The following is a 23539-nucleotide window of genomic DNA, read 5'->3' as shown; positions in this document are numbered from 1 at the left end:
GGACGGGCCGGTCTATCCCGGCATCTGTCGCGGCCGGTCGATGGCGGGCTACGGACCGGAGGATGCGGTGCGGCTCGACATGGCGGCGGCGCTTCAGGTGGCCGGGCCGCTCAGCTTCGAGGAGACCGGGCCGGAGCATCGCGGAACCCATGCGCTGAGCCCAGAGGCGATGTGCGAGACGATCGGTGACGTGGTGCTGGCGCGGCGCGGCATGGGCGCCTCGTATCACCTGTCGGTGGTGGTGGATGACGCGGCGCAGGGCGTGACCGAGGTGGTGCGCGGCGCCGACCTGTTCGAGGCGGCGCCGATCCATGCGCTTCTGCACCGGCTGCTCGGCCACGAGCCGCCGCGGTTCCACCACCACCGGCTGATCCGCGACGCCCAAGGCAAGCGGCTGGCCAAGCGCGACGACGGGCGGGCGCTGGCGCTCTACCGCGCCGAGGGCTGCACGCCGGAAGACATCCGCCGCATGGTCGGGATCGAGGGCCGACCCGTTAAGCCGGCCCCTTCCGCTCAATAGGCCGAGGCCAGCGGCGACGCCGCCTTGCCGATCACGCCGGCCGCGGCGGCCAGCGCGCCGGGCCCGTGCGGGATGCCGAGCGCGACCATCCCCGCCTCCATCACCGCCAGCGCGCCCAGCGTCATATGGGCGTTCACATGGCCCATATGCGCGACCCGGAGGAAGCCGTGATAGGCGGGCTCCGACGGCAGCGCCATGCCGAGACCGATGCCGAGCGTCACGCCGCCGCGATGCTCGGTCCATTCCCGCAGCCGGCTGGCATGCGGCGCGCCCAGCCGGGCGGCGGTGACCGAGCGGCCGCGGAAGGCCGGGTCGGCGACGTTTAGCCCGATCTCGGAATTGCCCGCGCCCCAGGCGTCGAAAGCCGCCCAGACCGCGCGGGCCAGCGCGTCATGCCGGGCCCAGACCTGTTCCAGCCCCTCCTCGGCGATCATGCTCAGCGCCTCGCGCAGGCCGAAGAGGTGATGCGTCGGCGCGGTGCCGTTGAAGTTCTGGTAGAACTCGCGGGCCCCGGCGCGCGGCGTCCAGTCCCAGTAGGGCGTGCGCAGGTCGGAGTCGCGGCAGCGCTCCTTCGCCCTGTCGGAGAACCAGACGAAGCCGAGACCGGGCGGGGTCATAAGCCCCTTCTGGCTGGCGGCGACGGTGAGATCGACGCCCCAGTCGTCCATCCGGTATTCGTCGCAGCCGAGCGAGGCGATGCAATCCACCGCCAGCAGCGCCGGATGGCCCAGCGTGTCGAGGAGCTGGCGCACCGCCGCCACATCGGTACGGATCGACGAGGAGGTGTCGACATGGGTCAGCAGCACCGCCTTCAGCTCATGCGCGCGGTCGGCCTTCAGCGCCGCCTCGACGCGCGAGAGGTCGACCGGGCTCGACTTGCCGAAATCCAGCACCTCGGCCGAGACGCCCATGGCGCGGGCGGACTCGGCCCAGCCGATGCCGAAGCGGCCGCAGGCCAGCACCAGCGCGCGGTCGCCGCGGCTGAACAGGTTGGCGTTTGCCGCCTCCCAGGCGCCGTGGCCGTTGGCGATGTAGATCGCAACGTTCTGCCTTGTGCAGGCCACCGCCTTCAGGTCGGGCCAGAGGCCCTCGACCATCCGGTGCAGGTCGCCCTCGTAGATGTTGGGCGCCGCGCGGTGCATGGCGGCGAGCACGCGGTCGGGCATGACCGAGGGACCAGGAATGGCGAGATAGGCACGACCGTTGGCAAGGCTCATTTGCGTCTCCGAAGGGCTGAACCCTCTGGCTACGCGGCGGCTCGGGCAAGGTCAATCCGGGGCCGCGCCTTGCAAGCCCGGCGGATTTCGCGATAGATCAACCGGTGCTGGCGTTCCCTGCCGCTCCTTGTGAAGGTTCCCCCTTGGCCCGCAAACCCCAGGACCCGCGCTATGCCTCCGGCCGCCTGTTCGGCAGGCTGTGGCGCGGCTATCTGCACCAGCATGTCGGCCTGATGGCCGTGGCCTTCGGCCTCACCGTGCTGGAGGGCAGCACGCTGGGCGCGCTGAGCTATCTGATCGAGCCGCTGTTCGACCGGGTCTTCGCCCCCGGGGGGCAAGGGCTGCTGATCTGGGTCGGCTGCGGCATCCTCGGGCTGTTCCTGATCCGGGCGGTGACCTCGGTCGCCTCGAAGGCGATCCTGACCACGGTGGCGCAGAAGAGCTCCACCGCGATGCAGGTCGACCTGCTGCGCCACATCCTGACGCTGGATCAGGGCTTCTTCCAGACCAACCCGCCCGGCGCGCTGATGGAGCGGGTGCAGGGCGACACCCAAGCGGTGCAGGGCGTGTGGTCCAGCGTCATCATGGGGCTCGGCCGCGATCTGGTGGCGCTGGTCTCGCTCTTCGTCGTCGCCGTGGCGATCGACCCGGTCTGGACGCTGGCCGCGCTGGTCGGCGCGCCGCTGCTGATCCTGCCCGCGATCATCGTGCAGCGCTACATCCGCAAGAAGACCCAGCAGATGCGGGTGCAGTCAGGCATGCGCTCCACCCGGCTGGACGAGATCTTCCACGGGGTGCAGGCGATCAAGCTGAACCGGATGGAGGGCTATCAGACCGACCGTTTCCGCAAGATCGTCAACACCATCATCCGGGCGCAGACCAAGATGGCGGTCGGCCGCGCCAGCATCCCGGCGCTGATCGACGTGATCACCGGCATCGGCTTCTTCACAGTGCTGATGCTCGGCGGGCGCGAGATCGCCTCGGGCGAGCGGACCACGGGCGAGTTCATGTCCTTCTTCACCGCCATGGCGCTGACCTTCCAGCCGCTGCGCCGGCTGGGCGACCTGTCGGGCTTCTGGCAGATCGCGGCCGCCTCGCTGGAGAGGATCTACCGGCTGTTCGACACCGAGCCCTCGGTGCCCCGCGCCGTCGCCTCGGCCCATCCGAAACCCGGCGCGCCCGACATCGTGCTGGAGGATCTGCACTTCGCCTATGGCGACCAGCCGGTGCTGCGCGGGCTCAGCTTCACCGCCCGGGCCGGCCGGATGACCGCGTTGGTCGGGCCCTCGGGTGCCGGCAAGAGCACGGTGTTCCACCTTCTGACCGGGCTGGCCGAGCCCGCCTCGGGGCGGATCCTGCTGAACGGGGTCGACACCGCGACGATGGACCTGTCGGAGCTTCGGGCGCAATATGCCGTGGTCTCGCAGGATTCCGCGCTGTTCGACGAGACGGTGCGCGAGAATGTCTCGCTGGGCCGCGAGGTGTCCGAGGACCGGCTGGAGCACGCGCTGGACGCGGCGCATGTCAGCGACTTCCTCGCCGGCCTGCCGCTGGGGGTGGACACGCCGGTCGGCCCGCGCGGCTCCGGTCTGTCGGGCGGGCAGCGGCAGCGCGTCGCCATCGCCCGGGCGCTGATCCATGACGCGCCGGTGCTGCTTCTGGACGAGGCGACCTCGGCGCTCGATGCACAATCCGAGAAGCTGGTGGCCGAGGCGCTGAACCGGCTGGGCGAGGGCCGCACCACGCTGGTCATCGCGCACCGGCTGTCCACCGTGCGCGAGGCCGACAGCATCGTGGTGATGGACCGGGGTCAGGTGGTCGACCAGGGTCGGCACGAGGAGCTCCTTGCGCGCGGCGGGCTCTATGCCGATCTCTACCGTCTGCAGTTCAACGCCGAGGGGAAACACGATGCTGGGTGAAGCCGCGACCGACCGCAGGGTCTATGCCGTGACCGGGGCCGACGCCCTGCCCTTCCTGCAGGGCATGCTGAGCAACGACGTGCTGAAGCTGCAGAAGGGCCCCGGCATCGTCTGGGCGGCGCTGCTGACGCCGCAGGGCAAGTATCTGGCCGATTTCTTCGTGGTGAACACCGGCGAGCGGCTGCTCATCGACATCAAGGCCGACATCGCCGAGGCGACGGTGCGGCGGCTGACGATGTACAAGCTGCGCGCCGATGTGCAGATCGCGCCGACCGATCTTTCGGTGTCGCGCGGGCTGGGGCTGGCGCCTCCGGGCGCCCTGCCCGACCCGCGGCACGAGGCGCTCGGCTGGCGCGGCTACGGCGCCGCCGGCGGGCCGCCGGAGATCGACTGGGAAGCGATCCGCGTGGCGGAATGCATCCCCGAGACCGGGATCGAGCTGATCCCCGACGACAGCTATCTGCTGGAGACCGGCTTCGAGCGGCTTCACGGGGTGGATTTCCGCAAGGGCTGCTATGTCGGGCAGGAAGTGACCGCGCGGATGAAGCACAAGACCGAGCTGCGCAAGGGTCTGGCGCGGGTCAGCGTCGATGGGTCGGCCCCGGTCGGGACCGAGATCGTGGCCGAGGGCAAGCCGGTCGGCACGCTCTACACCCAGTCCGGCGGGCATGGCATCGCCTATCTGCGCTTCGACCGGGCGACGGGCGAGATGCGGGCCGGCGACGCGGTGCTGCGGCTGGTGTGAAAAGGCCGCCCCTCGGGGCGGCCTTGTCGGGAGAGTGTCACCCCGAGGGGCGGTGGCGCTCAGGCGCGTTCGGAATATTCCAGGAGTTCGGTGTGGACGATGATGTCCTCGTCCGGCCCGATGAAGGGCGGGATCATGATCCGCACCCCGTTGTCGAGGATCGCCGGCTTGAAGCTGTTGGCCGCGGTCTGGCCCTTCTGTACCGGCTCGGTCTCGACCACCTTGCAGCGCACCTTCTGCGGCAAAGTGACGTTGAGGGGCTCGTCGCCGTAGTAGTTCACCGTCGCCGTCATGCCGTCCTGCAGGAAGGGCCGGCGGTCGCCCAGCAGCTCGGCGTCGATCTCGGTCTGCTCGTAGGTCTCGGCGTCCATGAACACCAGCTTGCCGTCGGTTTCGTAGAGGAACTGCTGGTCCTTGTTCTCCAGCTGCACCCGCTCGACCTTGTCTTCCGACCGGAACCGCTCGTTCAACTTGCGCCCATCGCGCAGGTTCTTCAGCTCAACCTGCGCGAAAGCGCCGCCTTTTCCGGGCTTTACATGGTTGACCTTGACAGCGGCCCAAAGCCCCGCGTCGTGCTCGAGGATGAACCCCGGCTTGATTTCGTTTCCATTGATCTTCGGCATGAGCGGAGAACCTTGCAAAAGGTTGAAGGTGAACTTTGCGCCCCTATATATGCCGCTACGCCTGCTGGCAATCCGACTAGATACAGTAGTGCGACGCGCGAGACATGTGTTACACGCATGGCAGCAATTCCAAAGTCGAAACCCCGAATCACGGTTTAGCCGTCATATTCCCCGGACGCCGGAAAAGACAAGAGCAAGAACAGGACCACCTCATGGCAGATTTCATAGACAGCACCGCCTTCAACTTCGAACAGGGGCAGCGCGCCCGCAAGCTGTTCGCAGCCGTGGTGTTGGCCGCACTGGATGACGCGATTGCCGATGACAAGAAGTATGGCAACGGACCGGAACAGATCGCCCGCTGGGCGCGCTCGCGCGATGGCCGCGAAGTGCTGTCCTGCGCCGGAATCGACCCGAACGAACGCGTCGTGAAGGGTCTGATGGAATTCGTGACGAAAGGCATCCGCACCTCGGTCGCCCTGTCGCGCGAAGAAAGCGAACGCCGTCACGCTCTGGAGCTCGACCAGGCCGAAGCCGCCTGATCCGACCTCCTGCCGCGTCCGATGAAGAGCGCGCTCCTGCGGGAGCGCGTTTTGTTTTTGCGGCCGCCTGTCCGATCGGCGCGGGATCAGCCGCGCGCGCGGATGATTTCGGCCCGGACCAGCTTGCGGACATTGTCGGTGATCTGCTCGCCGAGCGGGCCGCGCAGCTCCTCGCGGATCACCTCGCGGATGACCTCGCGCAGCATAGCCGCGTCGAACTCCTCCCCCGCCGCCTCCGGCAGCGCCGCGGGCTCGGCCCGGCGCGGCGCGCCGAGAACCAGCGGCTCGGCGGTCCGAGCGGTCTCCGCAGCCGGCTCCGCCGGATCGGGCTTTGTCGCAATTTTGGGCTCGGGCTCGGGTTGCGGCTGCTGACCGAACACCGCCTCGATCACCGCGCTGATCGGGTTGTCCTCCTGCCAGTCATCCCCGGCAAAGGTATGCGGCGCCTCGGGCGCCTCCTCCTCGGGCTGCCAGTCCTCGGCGGCGGCTTTCGGCAGGTCGACGCGGGAGGCGGGGCCGAGATGCAGGTGATGCAGCTCGCCCGCCGGCCTCGGCTCGGCGATCCGCAGCGCCGGGGTCAGAAGCAGCTTGCCCGGCTCGGCCTTCGCCGGTTCGCGGGCCGCGGCCACGCCGAGGCGCGGATCCTCGGCCACCAGCTTGCGGATCGAGGACAGCACGTCCTCGGAGTCGAGAGGGAGGGATCGGTCGGACATTGGGCCCCATGCGGGTGGAGGGTCTGGGCGGGTGGAAGGTCTGGGCGGGTGGCTAACAGGCCAAGTCTAGGCCTGCCGGGAGGCGGATACAAGAAAACGCCGGGCCGGAAACGCGTTCGGCGGGCCTGAGCCCGCCGATCCGGTAATTTGCGGTGAACCTGTGGCTCAGTTGCCGCCGATCGACTTCATCACCCGATCGAGGCGACGGCCCTGGGTGCTGGTCGCCGGAGCGCTCTTCACCGAGTTGTAATAGGCCGAGGCGTCATAGGTCGGGATGCCGAGCTTCAGGTGGTCCACCGTCAGCAGGCCCATCGCGGCCAGCAGCTGGTAGATGCCGATGTAGCGGTTGGCTTCCGCCGTCAGCCGGTCGGCCTGGGCGTTCAGCAGGTCCTGCTCGGCGTTCAGCACGTCGAGCGTGGTGCGGGCGCCCAGCGTCGCCTCCTCGCGCACGCCCTCGAAGGCGGTGCGCGCGGCGCGGACTTCCTGATCGCCGGCGGTGATGCTGGCGGCGGCGACCTGTACGTTGGACCAGGCGTTGCCGACGTTCTGGGTGATAGTCACCCCAGTCTGCAGCAGGTTGGCGCGCTGCGCGTCACGGGTGGCCATGGCGCTGCGATAAAGCGCCGAGAGCTCGCCGCCGGCGTAGAGCGTCTGGTTGAACGACAGGCCGACGCCCGCCGTTTCCTGGCCGCGGTCATCGATGCCGACGCGGGCGCTGCCGGTCAGCGACGGGCCGAAGGCCGCCTTGCCGCGGGCCACGTTGATCTCGGCCACGGTCACCTGACGCTGAGCCTGGCGCACCTGCGGGTGGCCGCGCATCGCGACCTGCCGGGCCTGCTCGACGCTGGCGGCGGTGCGCGGCGCGGCCGGCAGCGGCGCGAGGTTGCGCGGATAGGCCCCGGTCGCGGCCTTGAAGTACTCGCGGGCGACCACGAGATCGCCCTCGGCGCTGACCAGGTTGGAGCGGGCCGCGGCAAGCGCCGCCTCGGCCTGCGACACGTCGGTGCGGGTGACCTCGCCGACCTCGAAGCGGTCCTGCGCGGCGCGCAGTTCCTGCGAGATCAGGCTGTTGTTGTTCTGCCGCAGGTTCACGATCGACTGGGCCAGCTGCACCCGCACATAGGCGGTGACCGCATCGAGCAGCACATTCTGCTCGACCCCCACCAGCGCCTCGCGGGTGGCGAGCACGGTTTCCTTCGCCGCCTCGATCGCCAGTGCGTTCCGGCCGAAATCGTAGAGCGTCATGCTGGCGGTGAGGCCGACCGAGGAGGTGAGGCTCTCGTTGTTGGATCGGCCGGTCGAAACCGGCAGACCGCCTGCCCCGAGCGTCGACCCGCTGGTCCGCGAGAAGGCATAGTCCGACTGGGCCACGAACTGCACGATCGGCCGCAGCGCCGCGACGGCGACGGCGACGTCCTCGTCGGTGGCGCGCAGCAGGGCGCGGTTCTGGTCCAAGAGGTTGCTGTTGCGGTAGGCGGCAATGAGCGTGTCTGCCAGCGTTTCCGCCCGCAAGGCGCCGGCCGACGTCAGCGCCGCCACCGACAGGGCCGCCACAGCCAGAAATCTCATCTTACGCATTCACGTCTCCAGTTCGATCCGGTCGGATTTGCAAAGCCGTGCTGGCAGTCACAGCGCGAAGGTACGTTCCAGCGCGAAACCGGTCAGGACCGGCGCGCTGGCATTGAAGACGGAGCGCCAGGTCATGGCGCCGTCGATCCGATAGCCGATCCGCGCGACGCCGAGCGCGCCCTCCATGAACAGGCAGCCGATCCGGCCGCCGTCCTTCAGCTGCGCCAGAAGCGCCTCGGGCACGGTCTCGACCCCGCCTTCCAGCATGATGACGTCATAGGGGCCATGCTTGGCGGCGCCCTCGGCCAGCGGGCCGACGATCACCGCGGCGTTGTCGACGCCTTCCTGCGACAGGGTGCGCTGCGCCTCGGTGGCCAGCGTCTCGTCCTCTTCCACCGCGACCACGGCCTCGGCCAGACGGGCGATCACCGCGGTCGAGTAGCCGAGGCCGCAGCCGAGATCCAGCACGGCCTCGTCGGGCTGGATGTTCAGCGCGTCGAGGAATTTGGCGAAGGTGCGCGGTTCGAGGATGACGCGGCCCGACCCGATCGGGAGATTGTCGCTCATGTAGGCGGTCTCGCGCCGGTCACGCGGCACGTAGACTTCGCGGGGCACTGCGAGAAGGGCGTCGATGATCGGGAATTTCGTCACATCCGACGGACGGATCTGGGTATCGACCATCATCAAACGCCGCGTGGAAAAATCCGTCATTGGCTAAACTCTTTGGTCTAGTTTGCTTTGGCCACCTTGTTGCCACAGAACCCGGGGCGCGGCAACAGAGCGCGGCATGTCAATGTGGTGAGCGTGGCACATAATCCACTGGGGCGGAAGCGCCATCGCGCGATTTTTGTGCATCCCTCCCGCAACCTCAGGGAGAGGAAGCCGAAATCGCCCCTGCCGGGCTGGGGATAACCGGGATGCCGGCTGCCCTGCCGCTTGCCAAGCCGCCGGGCGCCCGGCATCGTTCGGGCCAAGCGAAACGGAGCCCCGAGATGCCGCAGACCCCTGCCCGAAACGGCGATATTTCCTTCTGGTATGCCGATATCGGCGGCCTGCCCGCCCCCCGCCCGCCGCTGGAGGGCGACCGCACGGCGGATGTCTGCATCGTCGGCGCGGGCTACACCGGGCTCTGGACGGCGTGGTATCTGAAACAGGCCGATCCCTCGCTCGACGTTCTGGTGCTGGAGCGGGAGTTCGCAGGCTTCGGCGCCTCGGGGCGCAACGGCGGCTGGCTGACCGGGGGCTTTGCCTGGAACCACGAGAGCTACCTGTCGCACGGCTCGCCCGAAGGGGTGCGCGCCATGGTGACCGCGCTCGGCGGCACGGTGGAGGAGGTGATCCGCGTGGCCGAGGCCGAGGGGATCGACGCCGACATCCGCCGCACCGACGAGCTGATGGTGGCGACCAACCCGGCGCAGCTGGAACGTGTCGCCGCCGAGGTGGCGCATCGCCAGAGCTGGGGCGAAGGGCCGGAGCGCATCCGCATGATCGGCGCCGAGGAGTCGCTGGCCCGGGTGAGGATCCCCGGCACGATGGGCGCGCTGCTGGTCGGCGGCGTGGCGCGGGTGCAGCCGGCCAAGCTGGTGCAGGGCCTCGCCCACGCGGTGGAGCGCGCCGGGGTGCGGATCGCCGAGGGCACGGCGGTGACGCGGATCGACAAGGGCGTTGTGACAACTGATCGGGGCCGCGTGCGCGCCCCGGTGATCCTGCGCGCGACCGAGGGCTTTACCGCCGGGCTGCCCGGGTCGGAGCGCGACTGGCTGCCGCTGAACTCGGCGCAGATCGTCACCGAGCCGCTGCCGGCGGAGGTCTGGGAGAAGATCGGCTGGCAGGGACACGAGATCCTTGGCGATTTCGCCAATGCCTATTGCTACTGCCAGCGCACTCGCGAGGGGCGGATCGCCGTGGGCGCGCGGGGGGTGCCCTACCGGATGGGCTCGAAGACCGACAGGCGGGGACAGGCCGATGCCGAGACGGTCGCGCGGCTGACCGCCATCCTGCAGCGGCATTTCCCGGCGGCCCGCGGGGCGCGGATCGACCACGCCTGGTGCGGGGTGATCGGCGTGCCGCGCGACTGGTGCGCGACGGTGGGGCTCGACCCTGCGACGGGGATCGGCTGGGCGGGCGGCTATGTCGGCGTCGGGGTCTCCACCAGCAACCTCGCCGGGCGCACGCTGGCCGATCTGGCGCTGGGGCGGAAGACCGACCTCACCGCCCTGCCCTGGGTGAACCGCAAGGTGCGGGTGTGGGAGCCGGAGCCGCTGCGCTGGATGGGGGTGCGGGGGATGTATGCGCTCTTGAACGCCGCCGACCGGCGCGAGGCGGCGCGGCGAGGCCCGACCTCGAAGCTCGCCACCTTCGGCAACTGGCTGACCGGGCGGCACTGACCGCAGGCCGGCCGCGCGCCTTCAGACCGCGCGCGGCTTCTGCGACTGGCGCAGTGGCGTCACCTTGCCGCGTGCCAGCGCGTTGCGCACCGTGGCCGCGATATCCTCGGCCCGGAGCCCGGCGTCGGCATACATCGCCTCGGGACTCGCCTGTTCGATGAAGCGGTCGGGCAGCGTCATCGCCCTGAGGATAATGCCGCCATCGAGCCCGCCCGAATTGGCGAGGTAATGCAGCACATGGCCGCCGAAGCCGCCCATCGCCCCCTGCTCCAGCGTGACGAGCGCCGCGTGATGCCGGGCCAGCTGGTCTATCAGCCCGGTGTCGAGCGGCTTGGCGAAGCGGGCGTCGGCCACGGTGGCGCTGATGCCCTCCGCCTCCAGCAACGCCGCCGCCCGCAGCGCCTCGTGCAGATGCGCGCCGAAGGAGAGGATCGCCGCATCCGCGCCCTCGCGCACCACCCTGCCCCTGCCGATCTGCAGCACCTCGCCCTGCGCCGGCAGTTCCAGCCCGACGCCCTCGCCGCGCGGGAAGCGGAAGGCGATCGGCCCCTCGTCATGCGCGACGGCGGTGGCGATCATGTGCACGAGTTCCGCCTCGTCGCCCGCCGCCATCACCGTCATGTTGGGCAGCGTGGTGAGAAAGCCCACGTCGAAGGCTCCGGCATGGGTCGCGCCATCGGCGCCGACCAGCCCGGCGCGGTCGATGGCGAAGCGGACCGGCAGGTTTTGCAGGGCGACGTCATGGGCGATCTGGTCGTAGCCGCGCTGCAGGAAGGAGGAGTAGATCGCGCAGAACGGCTTCATTCCAGCGGCGGCGAGACCGGCGGCGAAGGTGACGCCATGCTGCTCGGCGATGCCCACGTCGAAGACCCGGCCGGGGAAGCGGCGCTGCATGATGTCGAGCCCGGTGCCAGAGGGCATGGCGGCGGTGATGCCGACGATGCGAGGGTCGCGGGCGGCGGCTTCGGTCAGGGTGTTGCCGAAGACGGAGGTGTAGCTCGGCGCGTTGGATTTCGACTTGGCCTGCTCGCCCGTCACCGGGTTGAACTTGCTGACGCCGTGATACTTGTCCTCGGCGAGTTCAGCGGGGGCGAAACCCTTGCCCTTGACCGTGATCGCGTGGATCAGCACCGGCCCGGTGGTGCGGGCGCGGGCGGCGCGCAGCGTTGCCAGAAGCGAGGGCATGTCATGGCCGTCGACCGGGCCGATATAGGTGAAGCCGAGCTGCTCGAAGAGCGTCGCGCCGCCGGGCATGCCGGTGACCAGCTGCCGCGCGCGGCGGGCGCCGTCGCGCAAGGGGCCGGGCAGCACGGATTCCAGCCCGTCCGCCGCCGCCTTCAGCGCGGCGAAGGGCGCGCCGAGGCCAAGCAGGTAGCGCGACATCGCGCCGACCGGCGGGGCGATGCTCATGTCGTTGTCGTTCAGGATCACGAAGAGCCGCTTGCCCAGATGACCGGCGTGGTTCATCGCCTCATAGGCCATGCCCGCGGTGATCGAGCCGTCGCCGATCACGGCGATGGTGTCTCCCACCGGCTGGCCCAGCTCGCGTCCCATGGCGAAGCCGAGCGCCGCCGAGATCGAGGTGGAGCTGTGCGCCGCGCCGAAGGGGTCGTAGTCGCTCTCCGACCGCTTGGTGAAGCCCGAGAGCCCGCCGCCCTGCCGCAGGCTGCGCATCCGGTCGCGGCGGCCCGTCAGGATCTTGTGCGGATAGCACTGGTGGCCCACGTCCCAGATCAGCTTGTCGGTGGGGGTGTTGAACACCGCATGCAGCGCCACCGTCAGCTCGACCACGCCGAGCGAGGAGCCGAGATGGCCGCCGGTCTCGGAGACAACCGAGATCACCTCGGCCCGCACCTCCTCTGCCAGCCGCGCCAGATCGGCGTCGGACAGCACCTTCATGTCGGCCGGTCCGCAGACGCGGTCGAGAAGCGGGGTTTCGGGGCGGGGATGGGCCATCTGTGCCTCCTGAAATCAAAAGGATGCCGTGCGGTGAACCACACGGCATCAGTTTCCTGTCGCCACCAGGAAGGGAACCGGGCTGTGGTTGCGCCGCGGACCCGGGCCGGCGTCTGGCCCGAATGGCTGGGGCAGGCAGTGCTCCCGCCTGCCCCGGTGTTGCGTCAGACCAGCCGCGACAGCGCCGTTGCGCCCTCGTAGAGGAAGCTCGTCACCCCGGGGTCGATCGGGTTGGGGTTCACCGGCAGCATCCGGCCGATGACGCGGATGATCCCGATGAAGATCACGGTCCCGAAGAACAGCGCGGCGGCGACGCCGGCTCCCTTCATCATCTGGAACGCGATCCAGTTGCGGAGCGCCGTCTTGGGATGGATGGAGAGGTGATCGTTGAATTTGTCAGCCATGTCGATCGCTCCTCATCAGTTGGTCAGCGGGGCGTAGCCGTGGACCTGCGCCCAGACGTACCAGTTGTCGACCACGGTGCCGGTCAGCAGGATGCCGATGCCGCCGGTCAGCGTGACCAGCACGGCGAACCACCAGGCCCAGCGGTGGATGCCCTCGAACGTGGCGTTGAAGCCCATGGTCCAGCGCCAGAACAGCGCGGCCCGTTCGGCGGCGGTGCCGCGGTCGACGATCTGCTCCAGCTCACGCTCGCCGCCGAAGCGGGAGACAGCGAGGATGGTCGCGCCATGCATGGCGAAGAGCAGGGCCGAGCCGTAGAGGAAGGCGATCGAGAGAGCGTGGAACGGGTTGTAGAACAGGTTGCCGTAGGTCAGCGAGAACATGTTCGTCCAGTCGAGGTGCGAGAAGATCCCGTAGGGAACCGCCTGCGCCCACTCGCCCATCAGCACCGGGCGGATGAGGCCCAGCACCATCCACAGCCAGATGGCCGAGAGGAAGGCCCAGGAGGTGTGGGTGCCCATGCCGAGCGCCTTGGCGCGCAGATAGGTGCGGGCCCACCAAGCCCAGACCGAGACCAGCATGAAGAACGAGGCGATCAGCCAGAGCCCGCCTTCCTTCAGCGGGGCCGAGAGCGTCAGCCCGTATTCCGGCGCCGGCGGCTCGAGCGAGAAGTAGAACAGGTCGCGCATGAACACGGCCGGGTTCCATCCCGCCTGATACCAGAACCAGAAGCCGATGGTGAAGAACCACAGACCGCCGGCGATCAGCGACAGCACGCCGAGGCTGCCGAGGTAGATCGGGCCGAGCTGCGCGTTGCCGAAGTAGCCGAGCAGCGTGAAGAAGGGACCGGGGTTGGAGCGGTTGGAAAGGTTCACGTCCTCGGTCATCCCCAGGTCGGCAGGTCCTCGGACCTGAACCTGGGTGAAGATGTTCTGATACTCAGCCATTGACGCCTCCTGCGATATTGGCCCACCAGGGAAGGTCAACCCACCACGTCCACCAGGTCGCCCATTCGTCGAACCAGATGGTGCCCGAGATGATCATGCAGACGGCGCTGAAGAAGGTGGCGTTGAGCGCCAGCAGCAGGCCGAGGCGGTGAATGCCGAGGGTGCCGATCGAGTAGCCGACCAGGTCGCGGAAGAACGTGTCCTCATGATCCGGCCCGCGCATCTCCTTGCCCTTTTCGGGGTTGGCGGCCGAGAGCACCAGGGCGCCGTGCAGCGCCAGGGCCAGCGCGTTCGTGAAGAAGAACGTGATGGCGATCATGTGGGCGGGGTTGTAATGGAAGTTGCCGTAAGTGTAGCCGGTGTTCGACACCCAATCGAGGTGGGTCCAGATCCCATAGGGGAAGCCGTAGCCCCAGGCGCCCATGAGCACCGGACGGATGACGACGAGCGTGATGTAGGCGAAGATCGCGAAGGCGAAGGCGACGGGGATGTGATACCCGATGCCCAGCTTCCGGCAGATTTCCACCTCGCGCAGCGCCCAGCTGACGAAGGCGCCGATGGCGCAGATCGTGATGACCTGCCAGAGCCCGCCGGCGTGCAGCGGCGCCGCTGCGAGACCGGCCGAGACCGGCGGCGGGTTGATCGATATGAGCCAGGGGTTCCAGGTGCCCTGCATCGCGGCGCCCCAGAGGATCAGTAACGTTCCAAGGGCCGCGAAGAAAAACGTCGTGACCCCGAAGAAGCCGACGTAGAAAGGGCCGACCCAGAAGTCGAACAGGTTTCCGCCGACCAGCGTGCCCCCCGGCACGCGATATTTTCGCTCGAAGCTGAGCAGTGCCATGCTTCCCTCTCCGCTTGCAGTCGGCCCGGCCGGCACGGAATGCGCGCGGCGGAGCCGTCTCATGTGCTTGATGGTGGATCGTCGCGGGCGGTGGGCACCGCCCGCAACAGAGGGTGTTCCCGCTTATTCGACGGGAGCGACGCGCTGGTATTTCGCAGCCGCGATGTCCAGCCAGTTGTAGCTGGGCGTGCTGAGCAGCACGAGGTGGATCATCGCCGCCAGCAGGAACAGGAACACGCCCTGAGCCACGAAGACGCGACGGGGGTCGAAAATCATCCAGATTTTGTAGAACTTGCTCATGATCTTGTTCCCCTCAGAACCACGGACGCCAGATGTACACCGCCAGGTGGGCGACAACGGCCACCGCTGTGAACAGCCAGAGCCCACTCATGTAGACGGAGTGCAATTCCTGCGCCTGCTCGTCCGTAAGACCTGTGTATCCCAGGTCAGATTTATCAGCCATGCTATCCTCCGGATCGTAAGACTGACGCCACGTGCCCCGTGGCGTGGTCACGAAAGGGCACCATGCCCTCCCGATGATCCGCCATCCCGTTCTTCGGGATGGCGAATGGTGTGTGCCGGGCCCTCAGGCCCGGAAAATCAGCGGCGTGATCGCCTTGGCGTCGAACCAGGCGGACGCGAAGGGGCCGCGCGCCGGCAGACGGCCGTGGCGCACAACCGACGCCATCCAGGTGAGCAGCGCGACAGGCAGCGCGCCCATCAGGATCACGACGAAATAAGCGTAGAACTCGGCACGCGGAGCGCGGTGCCCGTGGGCCCTGGCGGCATGAACCGGTGAATTGGCGGTGTGATCGCTCATTGGTTCTCTCCCCTCATCATGCCGAAGCCCGGCCCGCGCAGGGCTTCGACGGTTTCTCGCACGACCCTCTCGGCGCCCTGATCCAGGGCAGCCTTCTCCGCGGCGTCGCGCAGGGTGCGCGCGGCGCTGATCCGCGTGAGGATCGGATGTTCTTCCACGATGCGGTCCAAGGCCGCCTGCGCATCGGCATCCCAGGGGAAGTCGCGGCGCAAAGTTGTCGGCGTGGCCGCCGCACTGTCCATCTCCGTGCCCAGGGGCAGGATGTGGAACAGGGCATCGAACAGGGCGTTGCAAACTTCCTGAAGCAACCACGTTGCCCCTGCATAGCCCATAAACGGGGTTCCGGTAGCGCGCCGGATCGCCGCACCCGGAAAAGATGCATTGATAAAAGAGGGTTGCGGGCCGTGCCCGGCCTTCAGCTCGGCGAGATAGATCTTCTCGTTGATCGATCCCATCATCACCAGGGGCCGATGCTGGCGCAGCAGGGCGCGCACCGCCTCGTTGTTGGTCTTCTTGCCTCTGGAACGGGCCACGGCGAAGGCGCAGGGCAGCCCGAGGTCGTTTTCCAGGTAGTTCCGGATGCCGCGCGCGTAGGTTTCGGTAGCCACGATGGCGAAGCTGGCGGTGCCGAAGAAGTCCTGCGTGACACTGCGCCACAGGTCCCAGACCGGCTTCAGCGTCGAGTGCTTCTCGCGCTCGATGAAGGGCTCCGGGTCAAGCCCCAGCATCTCGCCCAGTGTGCGGAGGAAGGCAGTGGTGCTTTCGATCCCGATCGGGGCCTGCAGATAGGGCTTGCCCAGAACCTCGGCGAGGCCCCGGCCGAATTCGCGGTACATGACGATGTTCACGTCGGCGTTGACCAGATGCCGCATCTCGGCCAGATGCGCGCCGAGCGGCATCACCATGTTCACTTCGGCGCCGATGCCTTCGACCAGACGGCGGATCTCGTGCAGGTCCGAGGCCATGTTGAACACGCCATACATCGGCCCGAGGATGTTCACCCGCGGCTTGGCGCCTTCGGGGCGCTTCGTTTCGGGCGGCATGCGACCCTTGGTCATCCCGAACTCCGAGAAGATCCAGGTCATCGCGCGGTCGGCGCATTCCCACTGGTCCTCGTCGATGGTGCGGGGCAGGAAGCGCTGGATGTTGGTGCCCTGCGGCGTCACGCCGCCGCCGATCATCTCGGCGATCGAGCCGGTGACGACCACGGCAGGCAGCGCCGGGTCCAGCACCTTCCAGGCGCGCTTCATCGACTCTTCGGTGCCCGAGCCCATCTCGCCCTCGCCGAGCCCGGTCACCACAATGGGCAGCTCGTGCGGCGGCAGGCCATCGGTGTAATGCAGCACCGAGGTCACCGGCAGGTTCTCGCAGCCCACCGGGCCGTCGATCACCACCTGCAAACCCTTGACGGCACAGAAGGCATAGACCGCCCCCCAGTAGCCCCCTGCCCGGTCATGATCCTGCAACAGCATCAGATCATCTCCTCGGCCTTGGCGGCCTTCGCCAGCTTGTCCAGCTTCTTCTGATGCGCGGCGCGGAAGTCGGGGCGGAGGTTGGGCGAGCCCTCCCAGATGCCCGCGGTGTCGCCGCTTCCCACGCCCTCGAAGAAGCCGCGCATCTTGGTCATGCGGTCGCGGTTGGCGATGGCGGCATTGACCACCTGCGCGAGGCTCCCTGCCCCGGCAGGCCCCATCAGCGGACGCGCCGAGATGAGGTTGGTGAAATAGAGCGCCGGGATGCCGAGCGCCTTGGCCTTCTGCACCACCGGGGTCGTGCCGACGGCGAGATCGGGCTGGAAGCCTTCCATCGCGGCGCAATCGTCTTCCAGCGAGGCGCGGAACTTCACGGCGACGCCGCGATCCTCCAGCCACTGCCGGTCGAGGTCGGACCAAGGCGAGCGGGCGCAGGCGGTGCCGACGTAGGGCACGTCCGCGCCGCTTTCGATCAGCAGGCGGGCGACCAGGAGCTCCGAGCCCTCGTAGCCCGAGAGGGTGATGCGGCCCTTGATCGGCGTGGCGGCCAGCGCGCCGCGGATCGCCGGCAGGAAGGCGTTCTGCGCAGCGGCGATCTTGTCGGCGCTGACGCCATAGGCCTCGCCGATGGCGGCGAGCCATGTCGCCGTGCCGTCATGGCCCACAGGGGCCGAGCCGACGATCCGGCGACCGGCCTGCTGGAACTCGCGGACGGCGGCGGTGTAGAACGGGTGGATCGCCGCGGCCACGTCGCAGTCGAGCGCGGCATAGAGCTCGCGCCATTCGCGGCAGGGCACGACCGGGCCGGCGGCGAGGCCCAGCGGGGCCAGCATCGCGCCGATCATCATCGGGTCGGCGGGGAACATCTCGCCCAGAAGCGCCACGGTCGGACGGTCGGAGCGGCCCGAGACCGGGGCCTGCACCGGCCCGGCCTCGATCTCGGCGCGGGCGTATTTCAGCATCGCCCCGGCCAGCACATCCTTGGCCTCGGCATGGGTCGGGATGCCGAAGCCCGGCACGTCGATGCCGACGATGCGCACGCCGTTGATCTCGGAGGGCAGCAGCTTCAGCGGCACGCCGGAGGCAGTCGGCACGCAGAGGTTCGTCACCACGATCGCGTCATAGCGGTCGGGGTCGGCCATCTCATGCACGGCGTCGCGGATGTCCTCGAAGAGCTTGCCGGTGACCAGCGTCTCGGAGTTGAACGGCACATAGCCGACCGAGCGGCGGGCGCCGTAGAAATGCGACACGAAGCTGAGCCCGTAGACGCAGCAGGCCGAGCCCGACAGAACCGTGGCCACCCGGCGCATCCGGAGGCCGACGCGCAGCGAGCCGAAGGCGGGGCACATGCTTTGCGGCTTGTCATGCGGGCCGACCGGATAGTCGGCGGCGAAGCGCGCCATCATCTCGGGGTTGGCCTCGCGCGCCGCCCCGGCCATCGCACCGGACGAACAGCTGCCGTCCGGCTGCGCCACCGGCGCCTCCGGCCCGGTCTCGTCCGCGGCGGCCTCGGTCAGAGGCGTGGCGCGGGCGCTGTCATATCCGATTTCCGCGGTCATTTCGCGCCCACCGTCATGGATTTCGCGCGATGCGCGATGCGGTCCAGCGCGCGGTCGAGTTGGGCGAGGGCTTCGAGATCAAGCATTGTCGTAGACCACTTCCAGGGATTTCTTCAGCACGGTGTTCTTGCCGCGCATGTCCTCGTCCGAGGCCGGCGTCAGCACGAAGTCCTTGCCGGTGGTTTCGGCGGAGAAGAGATTCAGCAGACCGTCCTGCGACAAGGGGTTCGGCCGGATCGGCGGGGCGCCCGCCACGGCTTCGGCCAGCTGGGCGAAGAGCTCGCCCCATTGCGTCGCGTAGCTGCCGACGATCTGGTAGTTCGCCGATTTCCGGCGCAGATCCTCGTCCTGCGGAATCGCCGCCAGCACCGGGATGTTCACCGCCTTGGCGAAGGCCGCAGCCTCGCCGGTGCCGTCATCCTTGTTGATGACGAGGCCGGCCACGCCGACATTGCCGCCGAGCTTGCGGAAATACTCCACCGCCGAGCAGACGTTGTTGGCGACGTAGAGCGATTGCAGGTCGTTCGAGCCGACGAGGATCACCTTCTGCGCCATGTCGCGGGCGATCGGCAGGCCGAAGCCGCCGCAGACCACGTCGCCGAGGAAGTCCAGGAGCACATAGTCGAAGTCCCAGTCGTGGAAGCCGAGCTTCTCCAGAAGCTCGAAGCCGTGGATGATGCCCCTGCCGCCGCAGCCGCGACCGACCTCCGGCCCGCCGAGCTCCATGGCGAAGACGCCGCCGCGCTTGAAGCAGACATCGCCGATCTTCACCTCCTCGCCCGCCAGCTTCTTGCGGGTCGAGGTCTCGATGATCGTCGGGCAGGCCTTGCCGCCGAAGAGCAGCGAGGTGGTGTCGGATTTCGGGTCGCAGCCGATCAGCAGCACCCGCTTGCCCATCTCGGCCATCATGTGGCTGAGGTTGGCGAGGGTGAAGGACTTGCCGATGCCGCCCTTGCCGTAGATCGCGATGATCTGCGTCTTCTTGGTCGGTTCGGATTGCGGGATCTCCAGCGTCGGCTCCTCCGCCGCCTCGTCTCTCAGCCGTTGATCGAAATCTTTGAGGTTGGGAACATCGAGCGTCATGCGGTGGCCCTCCAGTCCAGGATCATCTTGAGGCAGTCGGGGTCGGTGAAGGCCGTCTCGTAGGCCTCCGGCGCCTCAACGGCCTGGCGGGTGTGGGTGATGAGATCCGACAGCGACAGCGCGCCCGACTCGATCAGCGCGCGGGTCGCCACCATGTCTTCCGGGGCCCATTCGGCGGCGATGCGCAGCCGGGCCTCCTTCATGAAGGCGGGGATGAAGGAGAAGCTGATCGGCTGGGTGTAGAACCCGGCCAGCACCACCTCGCCGCCCTTGGCCATGCGGCCGATCAGGCTGTCCAAGAGCTGCGGATCGCCCGAGGCGTCGTAGATCGCCTGATAGTCGCGGCGCGGGTCTTCGGCGGGATCGACGCAAGGGTAGCCCTGCATGGCATGGCGCCGCTCGGCCCGCGTTTCCCAGACCATCGGCGCAGCGCCCCCCGCTGCGATGGTCAGACGGGCGAGCAGTCGCCCGAGCGTGCCATGGCCGACGATCAGATCGGGCAGCGCGGTGTTGAGCCCCGCCAGCGCGTGCCGCGCGGTCGCGGCCAGCGCCAGAAGCGCGCCTTCGGCCTGAAGTCCCGCGTCGATGCGGACGGCGCGATGGGCGGGGGTGACGAGATAGCGCGAGGCGGCGCCGAAGAGACCGCGCACCGGGCCGGCCTCGGTCGGAGCAAAGCAGTTGGCCCCCGGCACGAAGACCCGGTCGCCGGGTTTGAAGCCGGTCTCGGGCGCGGCCTCGACCACCTGCCCCGCCGCCTCGTAGCCGGGCACCAGCGGGTAGCCCATGCCCGGGAAGGGTGGCATCGTGCCGGACCAGAACAGTTTCTCGGTGCCGGTGGAAATCCCGGAATGAGAAATCTCGACCACCAGATCGCCCGCCACCGGGGCGTTGAGCGCGAGGCTTCCCAGACTCAGATCCCTCGGACCGGACAGGATGACAGCGGTAGTTTTCACGGCGGTTCCCCTGCGACTTGTCTGGTGCGGGCCCCTTCGGGGACTCGATCACCAATCCGACGCTTCAGGTGTAACTTTAATCAGACAGCCGCAACTGTCAACTTTATTAGACAGTTTCTGCCTGCGTCGGATTTGCACTGCCCACCGGATCCGACGCGACCAACGGACGCACGGCGGTGATCGCGCTGGTCACATAGGGCCGGAAGCCGGGCCGCGGGCGGATTTCGGCGAATCCGGCCTGCGCCAGCAATGCAGAGATCTCGACGGCGGAGCGGGTCCGCCCGGTGCGCATCGCGGCGGTGTAGAGCGCGAAATAGGTGTCGGTTTCGCGGTCGGGCCGGGCACCGCCCGACATCGGCTCTGCGATGATGATCCGCCCGCCGGGCGGCAGGGCAGCGAAGACCTTGGCGAGCAGCGCCGCCACCGTCGCATCCTGATGGTCGAAGAGAATGCGGATCAGGCTGATCGCATCGGCGCCCTGCGGCAGGGGGTCGTCGCGGAAGCTGCCGCCGTGGATCTCCACCCGCTGCATCAGCCCCGCCTTCGCCAGCCGTTCCGGCGCGGCCTCGACCACCACCGGCAGATCGAAGAGGCTCAGCCTGATCAGCGGATGGGCCTGCCCCACCGCCGCCAGAAAGGCCCCGGTGCCGCCGCCCACATCCATCAGATGCTTGATGCCCTGGAAATCCACCAGCCGCAGCGTGTCGGCGGCCACCAGCGACTGGCTGTCGGCCATGAGCCCCGAATATTTCGCCGTCACCGCCGGATCGGAGGCGCCCGCCGCGCCGAAGACATAGGGCCAGAAGCCGGAAAGCTCGGTCTCCACCTCGCCGCGGAAGAAGGCGACGGGATCGGCCAGATCGCGGTAGAGCACGTCGTGGTGGCCGACCATCGCCTCGAGCCCCGGCACCGCAAGGAAGGCCGCGCCGCGCGTCGCGAGGTCGAAGCGCCCGTCGCGGCGGCGCTTCAGCAGTTTCAGCGCCGCCCCGCCCTGCAACAGCAGCTGCATCCGCTCCACCGGCACGGCGCAGCGCGCGGCAAGCGCCGTCACACTCTGCGGCCCGTCGCGCAGCGTAGGCATCACCTTCAGCTCGACCAGCGCCAGCAGGATCTGCGAATGGACGAAGCCCGCCACCAAGTCGAAGATCGCCTCGCCCTCGCGCCGCACCAGCCAGCGCAGACCGGGAGTGCGGGCCGCCAGCGCCTGAACGCGCGGCGATCCGGCGAGGCGCAGCCCGAGCCGGGCGAGCTTGGGCAGCCCGAGCCGGGCGAGCTTGGGCAGCCCGCGCGCGGGACGGTTCGTCGCGGGCACGGCTGTCATCAGACGCGGCTGGCGACGGGGGCGGAGAGCGCGCCGGGGGTCATCTTCTCGGCGTAGCGGCGGACCATCTCGGCCAGCATCGCCTCGCCCGGGCAAGAGGGGATCGAGGCGATGGCGCCGCCGAGGATGTCCTTCAGCCGCTTCATCGCGCCCTGCACCCCAAGCTCCTTCACCGCGTTGGGCCTTGCGTGCAGCACGTCCTGCCCCACCGGCTTGCCGATCTCCTCGACGGCGCAGACCGCGTCGCGCAGGTCGTCGGCCACCTGGAAGGCCTCGCCGATCCGCGCCCCCAACTCTTCCCAGGGCTCGGGCTCGTAGCCGGCGGCGATGGCACCCATCTGGGTCGCCGCGATGAACAGCGCGCCGGTCTTGGCGCGGTGATAGGCCGAGAGGTTGATCTGGCTTTCGCTCTCCCAGCCCTGCCCGGCGCAGATGCCCATCGGCATGCCGGTGCGGGTGGCGAGGGCCGAGACGAGCTGCAGCGCGCGCAGCGGGTCGGCGGCGCCGGCACGGGCCAGCACGTCGAAGCCCATGACGATCAGGCTGTCGCCGGTCAGCACCGCCAGCGGCTCGGAATAGGCGCGGTGCACCGTGGGCTTGCCGCGCCGCAGGTCCGAGTCGTCGAAGCAGGGCAGGTCGTCATGCACGAGGCTGGCGCAATGGATCAGTTCCAGCGCGACGGCGGCGGCATCCGACACGCCGGGCCGGTCGTCGCCGCAGGCGATGGCCACGCTGAGCAGCAGCGTCGGGCGGATGCGGGCCCCGCCGGGCGTCACCGCATAATCCAGCGCCGAGGCCAGCCGGGCCGGGGCGTCACCGCCCTGCCCGCGCGCAATCGCCGCCGTCATCGCCGCTTCAATCCGCCTGTCCAACGCCATCCGATGTTCCTCTTGCGGTTCTTACGCACCCCGGGCAGCCCGCCCGCCGGTCGCGTCCTCCAGCGCCGATGTGCATCGGCTTCGGTGTGTCATTTTTTTCTGACACATGATGTCATTCATACTGGACAGTTCACGATGGAGTGTCAACAATCCCGGCCATGACGCGGACAGGCAGACGAGTGGTGGTGATCGGCGCCGGGATGGGCGGGCTGGCGGCGGCGATCCGTCTGGCCCGGGCCGGGCTCGAGGTGACATTGGTCGAGGCGCGCGACGGCCCGGGCGGCAAGATGCGCACCCTACCGAGCCTCGCCGGACCCGTGGACGCCGGGCCGACGGTGCTGACTCTTCGTAGCGTTTTCGACGATATCTTCGAGACTTGCGGGCAGAGGCTCGACGATCACCTCACCCTGCTGCGCCAGCCGCTGCTGGCGCGGCACTGGTGGTCGGACGGCAGCACGCTCGATCTCGGCTCCGACCCCGAGGCCAATGCCGAAGCGATCGGACAACTGGCCGGGGTGGCCGAGGCGCGGGGCTTCCGGCGCTTCCACGATCTCTCGGCGCGGCTTTATGCCGCTTTCGATGCACCGATGATGCACGCGGCAGCGCCGGACCAGAAAGCCATCGCGCTGGCCGCGCTGCGCGACCCGAAGATCTGGCCCGCGCTGCTGCCCGGCATGTCCCTCGCGCGGCTTCTCGCGCTGCAGTTCCGCGACCGTCGGCTGCGCCAGCTCTTCGGGCGCTACGCCACCTATGTCGGCGGCACGCCCGACCGCTCGCCCGGGGTGCTGGCACTGATCTGGGCCGCCGAGGCGCAGGGGGTCTGGGCCGTCGCGGGCGGGATGCACCGGCTGGCGCTGGCCCTGGCGAAGCTGGCCGAGGCGCAGGGGGTCTCGCTCCGCTACGGCAGCCCGGTCGCGCGGATCATGCGGCAGGGCGGCCGGGTGTCGGGCGTGCAGCTGGGCGACGGGCATGCGCTGCCTTGCGACCATGTGGTGTTCAACGGCGATCCGGCGGCGCTGCTGGCAGGGCTCTTGGGTGACGGGCCGAGGCAGGCGGTGGCCGAGGCGCAGGTGCA

Annotated in this window: 24 protein-coding genes; 6 read left to right on the top strand and 18 right to left on the bottom strand. The window is 68.8% G+C overall.

Annotation, left to right across the window (positions count from 1 at the left end; genetic code table 11):
- On the top strand, positions 1 to 520 hold a 520-nt coding region (locus tag C5F48_RS13660; protein WP_258186505.1), incomplete at its 5' end, for a glutamate--tRNA ligase family protein.
- Here C5F48_RS13660 and C5F48_RS13655 read toward each other — a convergent pair.
- Positions 514 to 1737, bottom strand: a complete 1224-nt coding sequence (locus tag C5F48_RS13655; RefSeq protein WP_107664459.1) for a pyridoxal-phosphate-dependent aminotransferase family protein — start codon at positions 1735 to 1737, stop codon at positions 514 to 516. The two genes, C5F48_RS13660 and C5F48_RS13655, sit on opposite strands and share 7 nt — an antisense overlap.
- Positions 1738 to 1880: 143 nt before the next feature.
- Here C5F48_RS13655 and C5F48_RS13650 point away from each other — a divergent pair, with 143 nt between their 5' ends.
- Positions 1881 to 3656: an ABC transporter ATP-binding protein gene (locus C5F48_RS13650; protein WP_107664458.1), complete on the top strand. Its 1776-nt coding sequence runs from the start codon at positions 1881 to 1883 to the stop codon at positions 3654 to 3656.
- Complete coding sequence (ygfZ, locus tag C5F48_RS13645) at positions 3646 to 4401, top strand: CAF17-like 4Fe-4S cluster assembly/insertion protein YgfZ (protein ID WP_107664457.1); 756 nt, start codon at positions 3646 to 3648, stop codon at positions 4399 to 4401. The genes C5F48_RS13650 and ygfZ overlap by 11 nt, the downstream gene beginning before the upstream one ends.
- A gap of 59 nt (positions 4402 to 4460) precedes the next feature.
- On the opposite strand, the gene efp is transcribed toward ygfZ, so the two are convergent.
- Positions 4461 to 5024 carry an elongation factor P gene (efp, locus tag C5F48_RS13640; RefSeq protein WP_107664456.1) on the bottom strand — a complete coding sequence of 188 codons (564 nt, stop codon included), beginning with the start codon at positions 5022 to 5024 and terminating at the stop codon, positions 4461 to 4463.
- 212 nt (positions 5025 to 5236) lie between these two features.
- Between efp and C5F48_RS13635 the strand changes: the two genes are divergently transcribed.
- Positions 5237 to 5563, top strand: coding sequence for a DUF6280 family protein (locus tag C5F48_RS13635; protein WP_107664455.1), 327 nt, complete (start codon positions 5237 to 5239; stop codon positions 5561 to 5563).
- An 86-nt stretch (positions 5564 to 5649) separates the two neighbouring features.
- Here the strand turns inward: C5F48_RS13635 and C5F48_RS13630 are convergent, their stop codons facing one another.
- From C5F48_RS13630 to C5F48_RS13620, 3 genes are all read right to left on the bottom strand, one after another.
- Complete coding sequence (locus tag C5F48_RS13630; protein ID WP_107664454.1) at positions 5650 to 6276, bottom strand: hypothetical protein; 627 nt, start codon at positions 6274 to 6276, stop codon at positions 5650 to 5652.
- 165 nt (positions 6277 to 6441) lie between these two features.
- A complete protein-coding gene (locus tag C5F48_RS13625; RefSeq protein ID WP_107664453.1) occupies positions 6442 to 7854 on the bottom strand; it encodes a TolC family outer membrane protein in 1413 nt (470 codons plus the stop codon).
- A gap of 48 nt (positions 7855 to 7902) precedes the next feature.
- Positions 7903 to 8556, bottom strand: coding sequence for a protein-L-isoaspartate O-methyltransferase family protein (locus C5F48_RS13620; RefSeq protein WP_107664452.1), 654 nt, complete (start codon positions 8554 to 8556; stop codon positions 7903 to 7905).
- A gap of 281 nt (positions 8557 to 8837) precedes the next feature.
- Between C5F48_RS13620 and C5F48_RS13615 the strand changes: the two genes are divergently transcribed.
- Positions 8838 to 10232 (top strand): NAD(P)/FAD-dependent oxidoreductase, encoded by a 1395-nt coding sequence (locus C5F48_RS13615; RefSeq protein WP_107664451.1) that lies wholly within the window; start codon positions 8838 to 8840, stop codon positions 10230 to 10232.
- Between the two features lie 21 nt (positions 10233 to 10253).
- Here C5F48_RS13615 and dxs read toward each other — a convergent pair whose 3' ends face one another.
- The 13 genes from dxs to C5F48_RS13550 all read right to left on the bottom strand — a co-directional run bounded on the left by dxs (position 10254) and on the right by C5F48_RS13550 (position 22464).
- Complete coding sequence (gene dxs, locus C5F48_RS13610) at positions 10254 to 12188, bottom strand: 1-deoxy-D-xylulose-5-phosphate synthase (protein WP_107664450.1); 1935 nt, start codon at positions 12186 to 12188, stop codon at positions 10254 to 10256.
- A 164-nt stretch (positions 12189 to 12352) separates the two neighbouring features.
- Entirely contained in the window at positions 12353 to 12592 is a 240-nt protein-coding gene (gene pufX, locus C5F48_RS13605; RefSeq protein ID WP_107664449.1) for an RC-LH1 core complex protein PufX, read from the bottom strand.
- A 15-nt stretch (positions 12593 to 12607) separates the two neighbouring features.
- Positions 12608 to 13537: a photosynthetic reaction center subunit M gene (pufM, locus tag C5F48_RS13600; RefSeq protein ID WP_107664448.1), complete on the bottom strand. Its 930-nt coding sequence runs from the start codon at positions 13535 to 13537 to the stop codon at positions 12608 to 12610.
- Positions 13530 to 14378 (bottom strand): photosynthetic reaction center subunit L, encoded by an 849-nt coding sequence (gene pufL, locus C5F48_RS13595; RefSeq protein ID WP_107664447.1) that lies wholly within the window; start codon positions 14376 to 14378, stop codon positions 13530 to 13532. Before pufL ends, pufM begins: the two co-directional genes overlap by 8 nt.
- Positions 14379 to 14501: 123 nt before the next feature.
- Positions 14502 to 14678 (bottom strand): light-harvesting antenna LH1, alpha subunit, encoded by a 177-nt coding sequence (pufA, locus tag C5F48_RS13590; protein WP_107664446.1) that lies wholly within the window; start codon positions 14676 to 14678, stop codon positions 14502 to 14504.
- Positions 14679 to 14691: 13 nt separating this feature from the next.
- On the bottom strand, positions 14692 to 14841 hold the full coding sequence (pufB, locus tag C5F48_RS13585) for a light-harvesting antenna LH1, beta subunit (RefSeq protein WP_107664445.1): 150 nt from the start codon (positions 14839 to 14841) through the stop codon (positions 14692 to 14694).
- A 123-nt stretch (positions 14842 to 14964) separates the two neighbouring features.
- Positions 14965 to 15198 carry a cytochrome PufQ gene (gene pufQ / locus C5F48_RS13580; protein ID WP_107664444.1) on the bottom strand — a complete coding sequence of 78 codons (234 nt, stop codon included), beginning with the start codon at positions 15196 to 15198 and terminating at the stop codon, positions 14965 to 14967.
- The gene (gene bchZ, locus C5F48_RS13575; RefSeq protein ID WP_107664443.1) at positions 15195 to 16670 is read right to left on the bottom strand and encodes a chlorophyllide a reductase subunit Z; all 1476 of its coding nucleotides are present in this window, start codon (positions 16668 to 16670) and stop codon (positions 15195 to 15197) included. Before bchZ ends, pufQ begins: the two co-directional genes overlap by 4 nt.
- Positions 16670 to 18109 (bottom strand): chlorophyllide a reductase subunit Y, encoded by a 1440-nt coding sequence (gene bchY / locus C5F48_RS13570; RefSeq protein WP_245941408.1) that lies wholly within the window; start codon positions 18107 to 18109, stop codon positions 16670 to 16672. The genes bchZ and bchY overlap by 1 nt, the downstream gene beginning before the upstream one ends.
- A 198-nt stretch (positions 18110 to 18307) precedes the next feature.
- Complete coding sequence (locus C5F48_RS13565; RefSeq protein ID WP_107664441.1) at positions 18308 to 19312, bottom strand: chlorophyllide a reductase iron protein subunit X; 1005 nt, start codon at positions 19310 to 19312, stop codon at positions 18308 to 18310.
- Positions 19309 to 20265: a chlorophyll synthesis pathway protein BchC gene (gene bchC, locus C5F48_RS13560; protein ID WP_107664440.1), complete on the bottom strand. Its 957-nt coding sequence runs from the start codon at positions 20263 to 20265 to the stop codon at positions 19309 to 19311. Before bchC ends, C5F48_RS13565 begins: the two co-directional genes overlap by 4 nt.
- Positions 20266 to 20371: 106 nt before the next feature.
- The gene (locus C5F48_RS13555) at positions 20372 to 21586 is read right to left on the bottom strand and encodes a methyltransferase (protein ID WP_107664439.1); all 1215 of its coding nucleotides are present in this window, start codon (positions 21584 to 21586) and stop codon (positions 20372 to 20374) included.
- The gene (locus tag C5F48_RS13550; RefSeq protein ID WP_170139626.1) at positions 21586 to 22464 is read right to left on the bottom strand and encodes a polyprenyl synthetase family protein; all 879 of its coding nucleotides are present in this window, start codon (positions 22462 to 22464) and stop codon (positions 21586 to 21588) included. Before C5F48_RS13550 ends, C5F48_RS13555 begins: the two co-directional genes overlap by 1 nt.
- Before the next feature lie 158 nt (positions 22465 to 22622).
- On the opposite strand from C5F48_RS13550, the gene C5F48_RS13545 reads away from it, so the two are divergent.
- A partial coding sequence (locus tag C5F48_RS13545; RefSeq protein ID WP_146170601.1) for a phytoene desaturase family protein occupies positions 22623 to 23539 on the top strand: 917 nt, incomplete at its 3' end.

This window comes from Cereibacter changlensis JA139 (genome assembly GCF_003034985.1).
Taxonomy (GTDB): domain Bacteria; phylum Pseudomonadota; class Alphaproteobacteria; order Rhodobacterales; family Rhodobacteraceae; genus Cereibacter; species Cereibacter changlensis.
Note: the sequence above shows the minus strand (reverse complement) of the source record. Positions and strands in the feature narration are given on the sequence as shown.

Excerpts from the sequence above, each read along its gene's own strand:
- bchY (WP_245941408.1), bottom strand. The coding sequence starts at position 18,109 with ATGGCCGGGGCGGCGCGCGAGGCCAACCCCGAGATGATGGCGCGCTTC.
- C5F48_RS13630 (WP_107664454.1), bottom strand. The coding sequence starts at position 6,276 with ATGTCCGACCGATCCCTCCCTCTCGACTCCGAGGACGTGCTGTCCTCG.
- C5F48_RS13620 (WP_107664452.1), bottom strand. The coding sequence starts at position 8,556 with ATGACGGATTTTTCCACGCGGCGTTTGATGATGGTCGATACCCAGATC.
- C5F48_RS13635 (WP_107664455.1), top strand. The coding sequence starts at position 5,237 with ATGGCAGATTTCATAGACAGCACCGCCTTCAACTTCGAACAGGGGCAG.
- pufL (WP_107664447.1), bottom strand. The coding sequence starts at position 14,378 with ATGGCACTGCTCAGCTTCGAGCGAAAATATCGCGTGCCGGGGGGCACG.
- dxs (WP_107664450.1), bottom strand. The coding sequence starts at position 12,188 with ATGGCCCATCCCCGCCCCGAAACCCCGCTTCTCGACCGCGTCTGCGGA.
- pufX (WP_107664449.1), bottom strand. The coding sequence starts at position 12,592 with ATGGCTGACAAATTCAACGATCACCTCTCCATCCATCCCAAGACGGCG.
- efp (WP_107664456.1), bottom strand. The coding sequence starts at position 5,024 with ATGCCGAAGATCAATGGAAACGAAATCAAGCCGGGGTTCATCCTCGAG.
- C5F48_RS13555 (WP_107664439.1), bottom strand. The coding sequence starts at position 21,586 with ATGACAGCCGTGCCCGCGACGAACCGTCCCGCGCGCGGGCTGCCCAAG.
- C5F48_RS13565 (WP_107664441.1), bottom strand. The coding sequence starts at position 19,312 with ATGACGCTCGATGTTCCCAACCTCAAAGATTTCGATCAACGGCTGAGA.
- pufA (WP_107664446.1), bottom strand. The coding sequence starts at position 14,678 with ATGAGCAAGTTCTACAAAATCTGGATGATTTTCGACCCCCGTCGCGTC.
- C5F48_RS13625 (WP_107664453.1), bottom strand. The coding sequence starts at position 7,854 with ATGCGTAAGATGAGATTTCTGGCTGTGGCGGCCCTGTCGGTGGCGGCG.
- C5F48_RS13655 (WP_107664459.1), bottom strand. The coding sequence starts at position 1,737 with ATGAGCCTTGCCAACGGTCGTGCCTATCTCGCCATTCCTGGTCCCTCG.
- C5F48_RS13550 (WP_170139626.1), bottom strand. The coding sequence starts at position 22,464 with ATGGCGTTGGACAGGCGGATTGAAGCGGCGATGACGGCGGCGATTGCG.
- C5F48_RS13615 (WP_107664451.1), top strand. The coding sequence starts at position 8,838 with ATGCCGCAGACCCCTGCCCGAAACGGCGATATTTCCTTCTGGTATGCC.
- pufQ (WP_107664444.1), bottom strand. The coding sequence starts at position 15,198 with ATGAGCGATCACACCGCCAATTCACCGGTTCATGCCGCCAGGGCCCAC.
- pufM (WP_107664448.1), bottom strand. The coding sequence starts at position 13,537 with ATGGCTGAGTATCAGAACATCTTCACCCAGGTTCAGGTCCGAGGACCT.
- pufB (WP_107664445.1), bottom strand. The coding sequence starts at position 14,841 with ATGGCTGATAAATCTGACCTGGGATACACAGGTCTTACGGACGAGCAG.
- bchZ (WP_107664443.1), bottom strand. The coding sequence starts at position 16,670 with ATGCTGTTGCAGGATCATGACCGGGCAGGGGGCTACTGGGGGGCGGTC.
- ygfZ (WP_107664457.1), top strand. The coding sequence starts at position 3,646 with ATGCTGGGTGAAGCCGCGACCGACCGCAGGGTCTATGCCGTGACCGGG.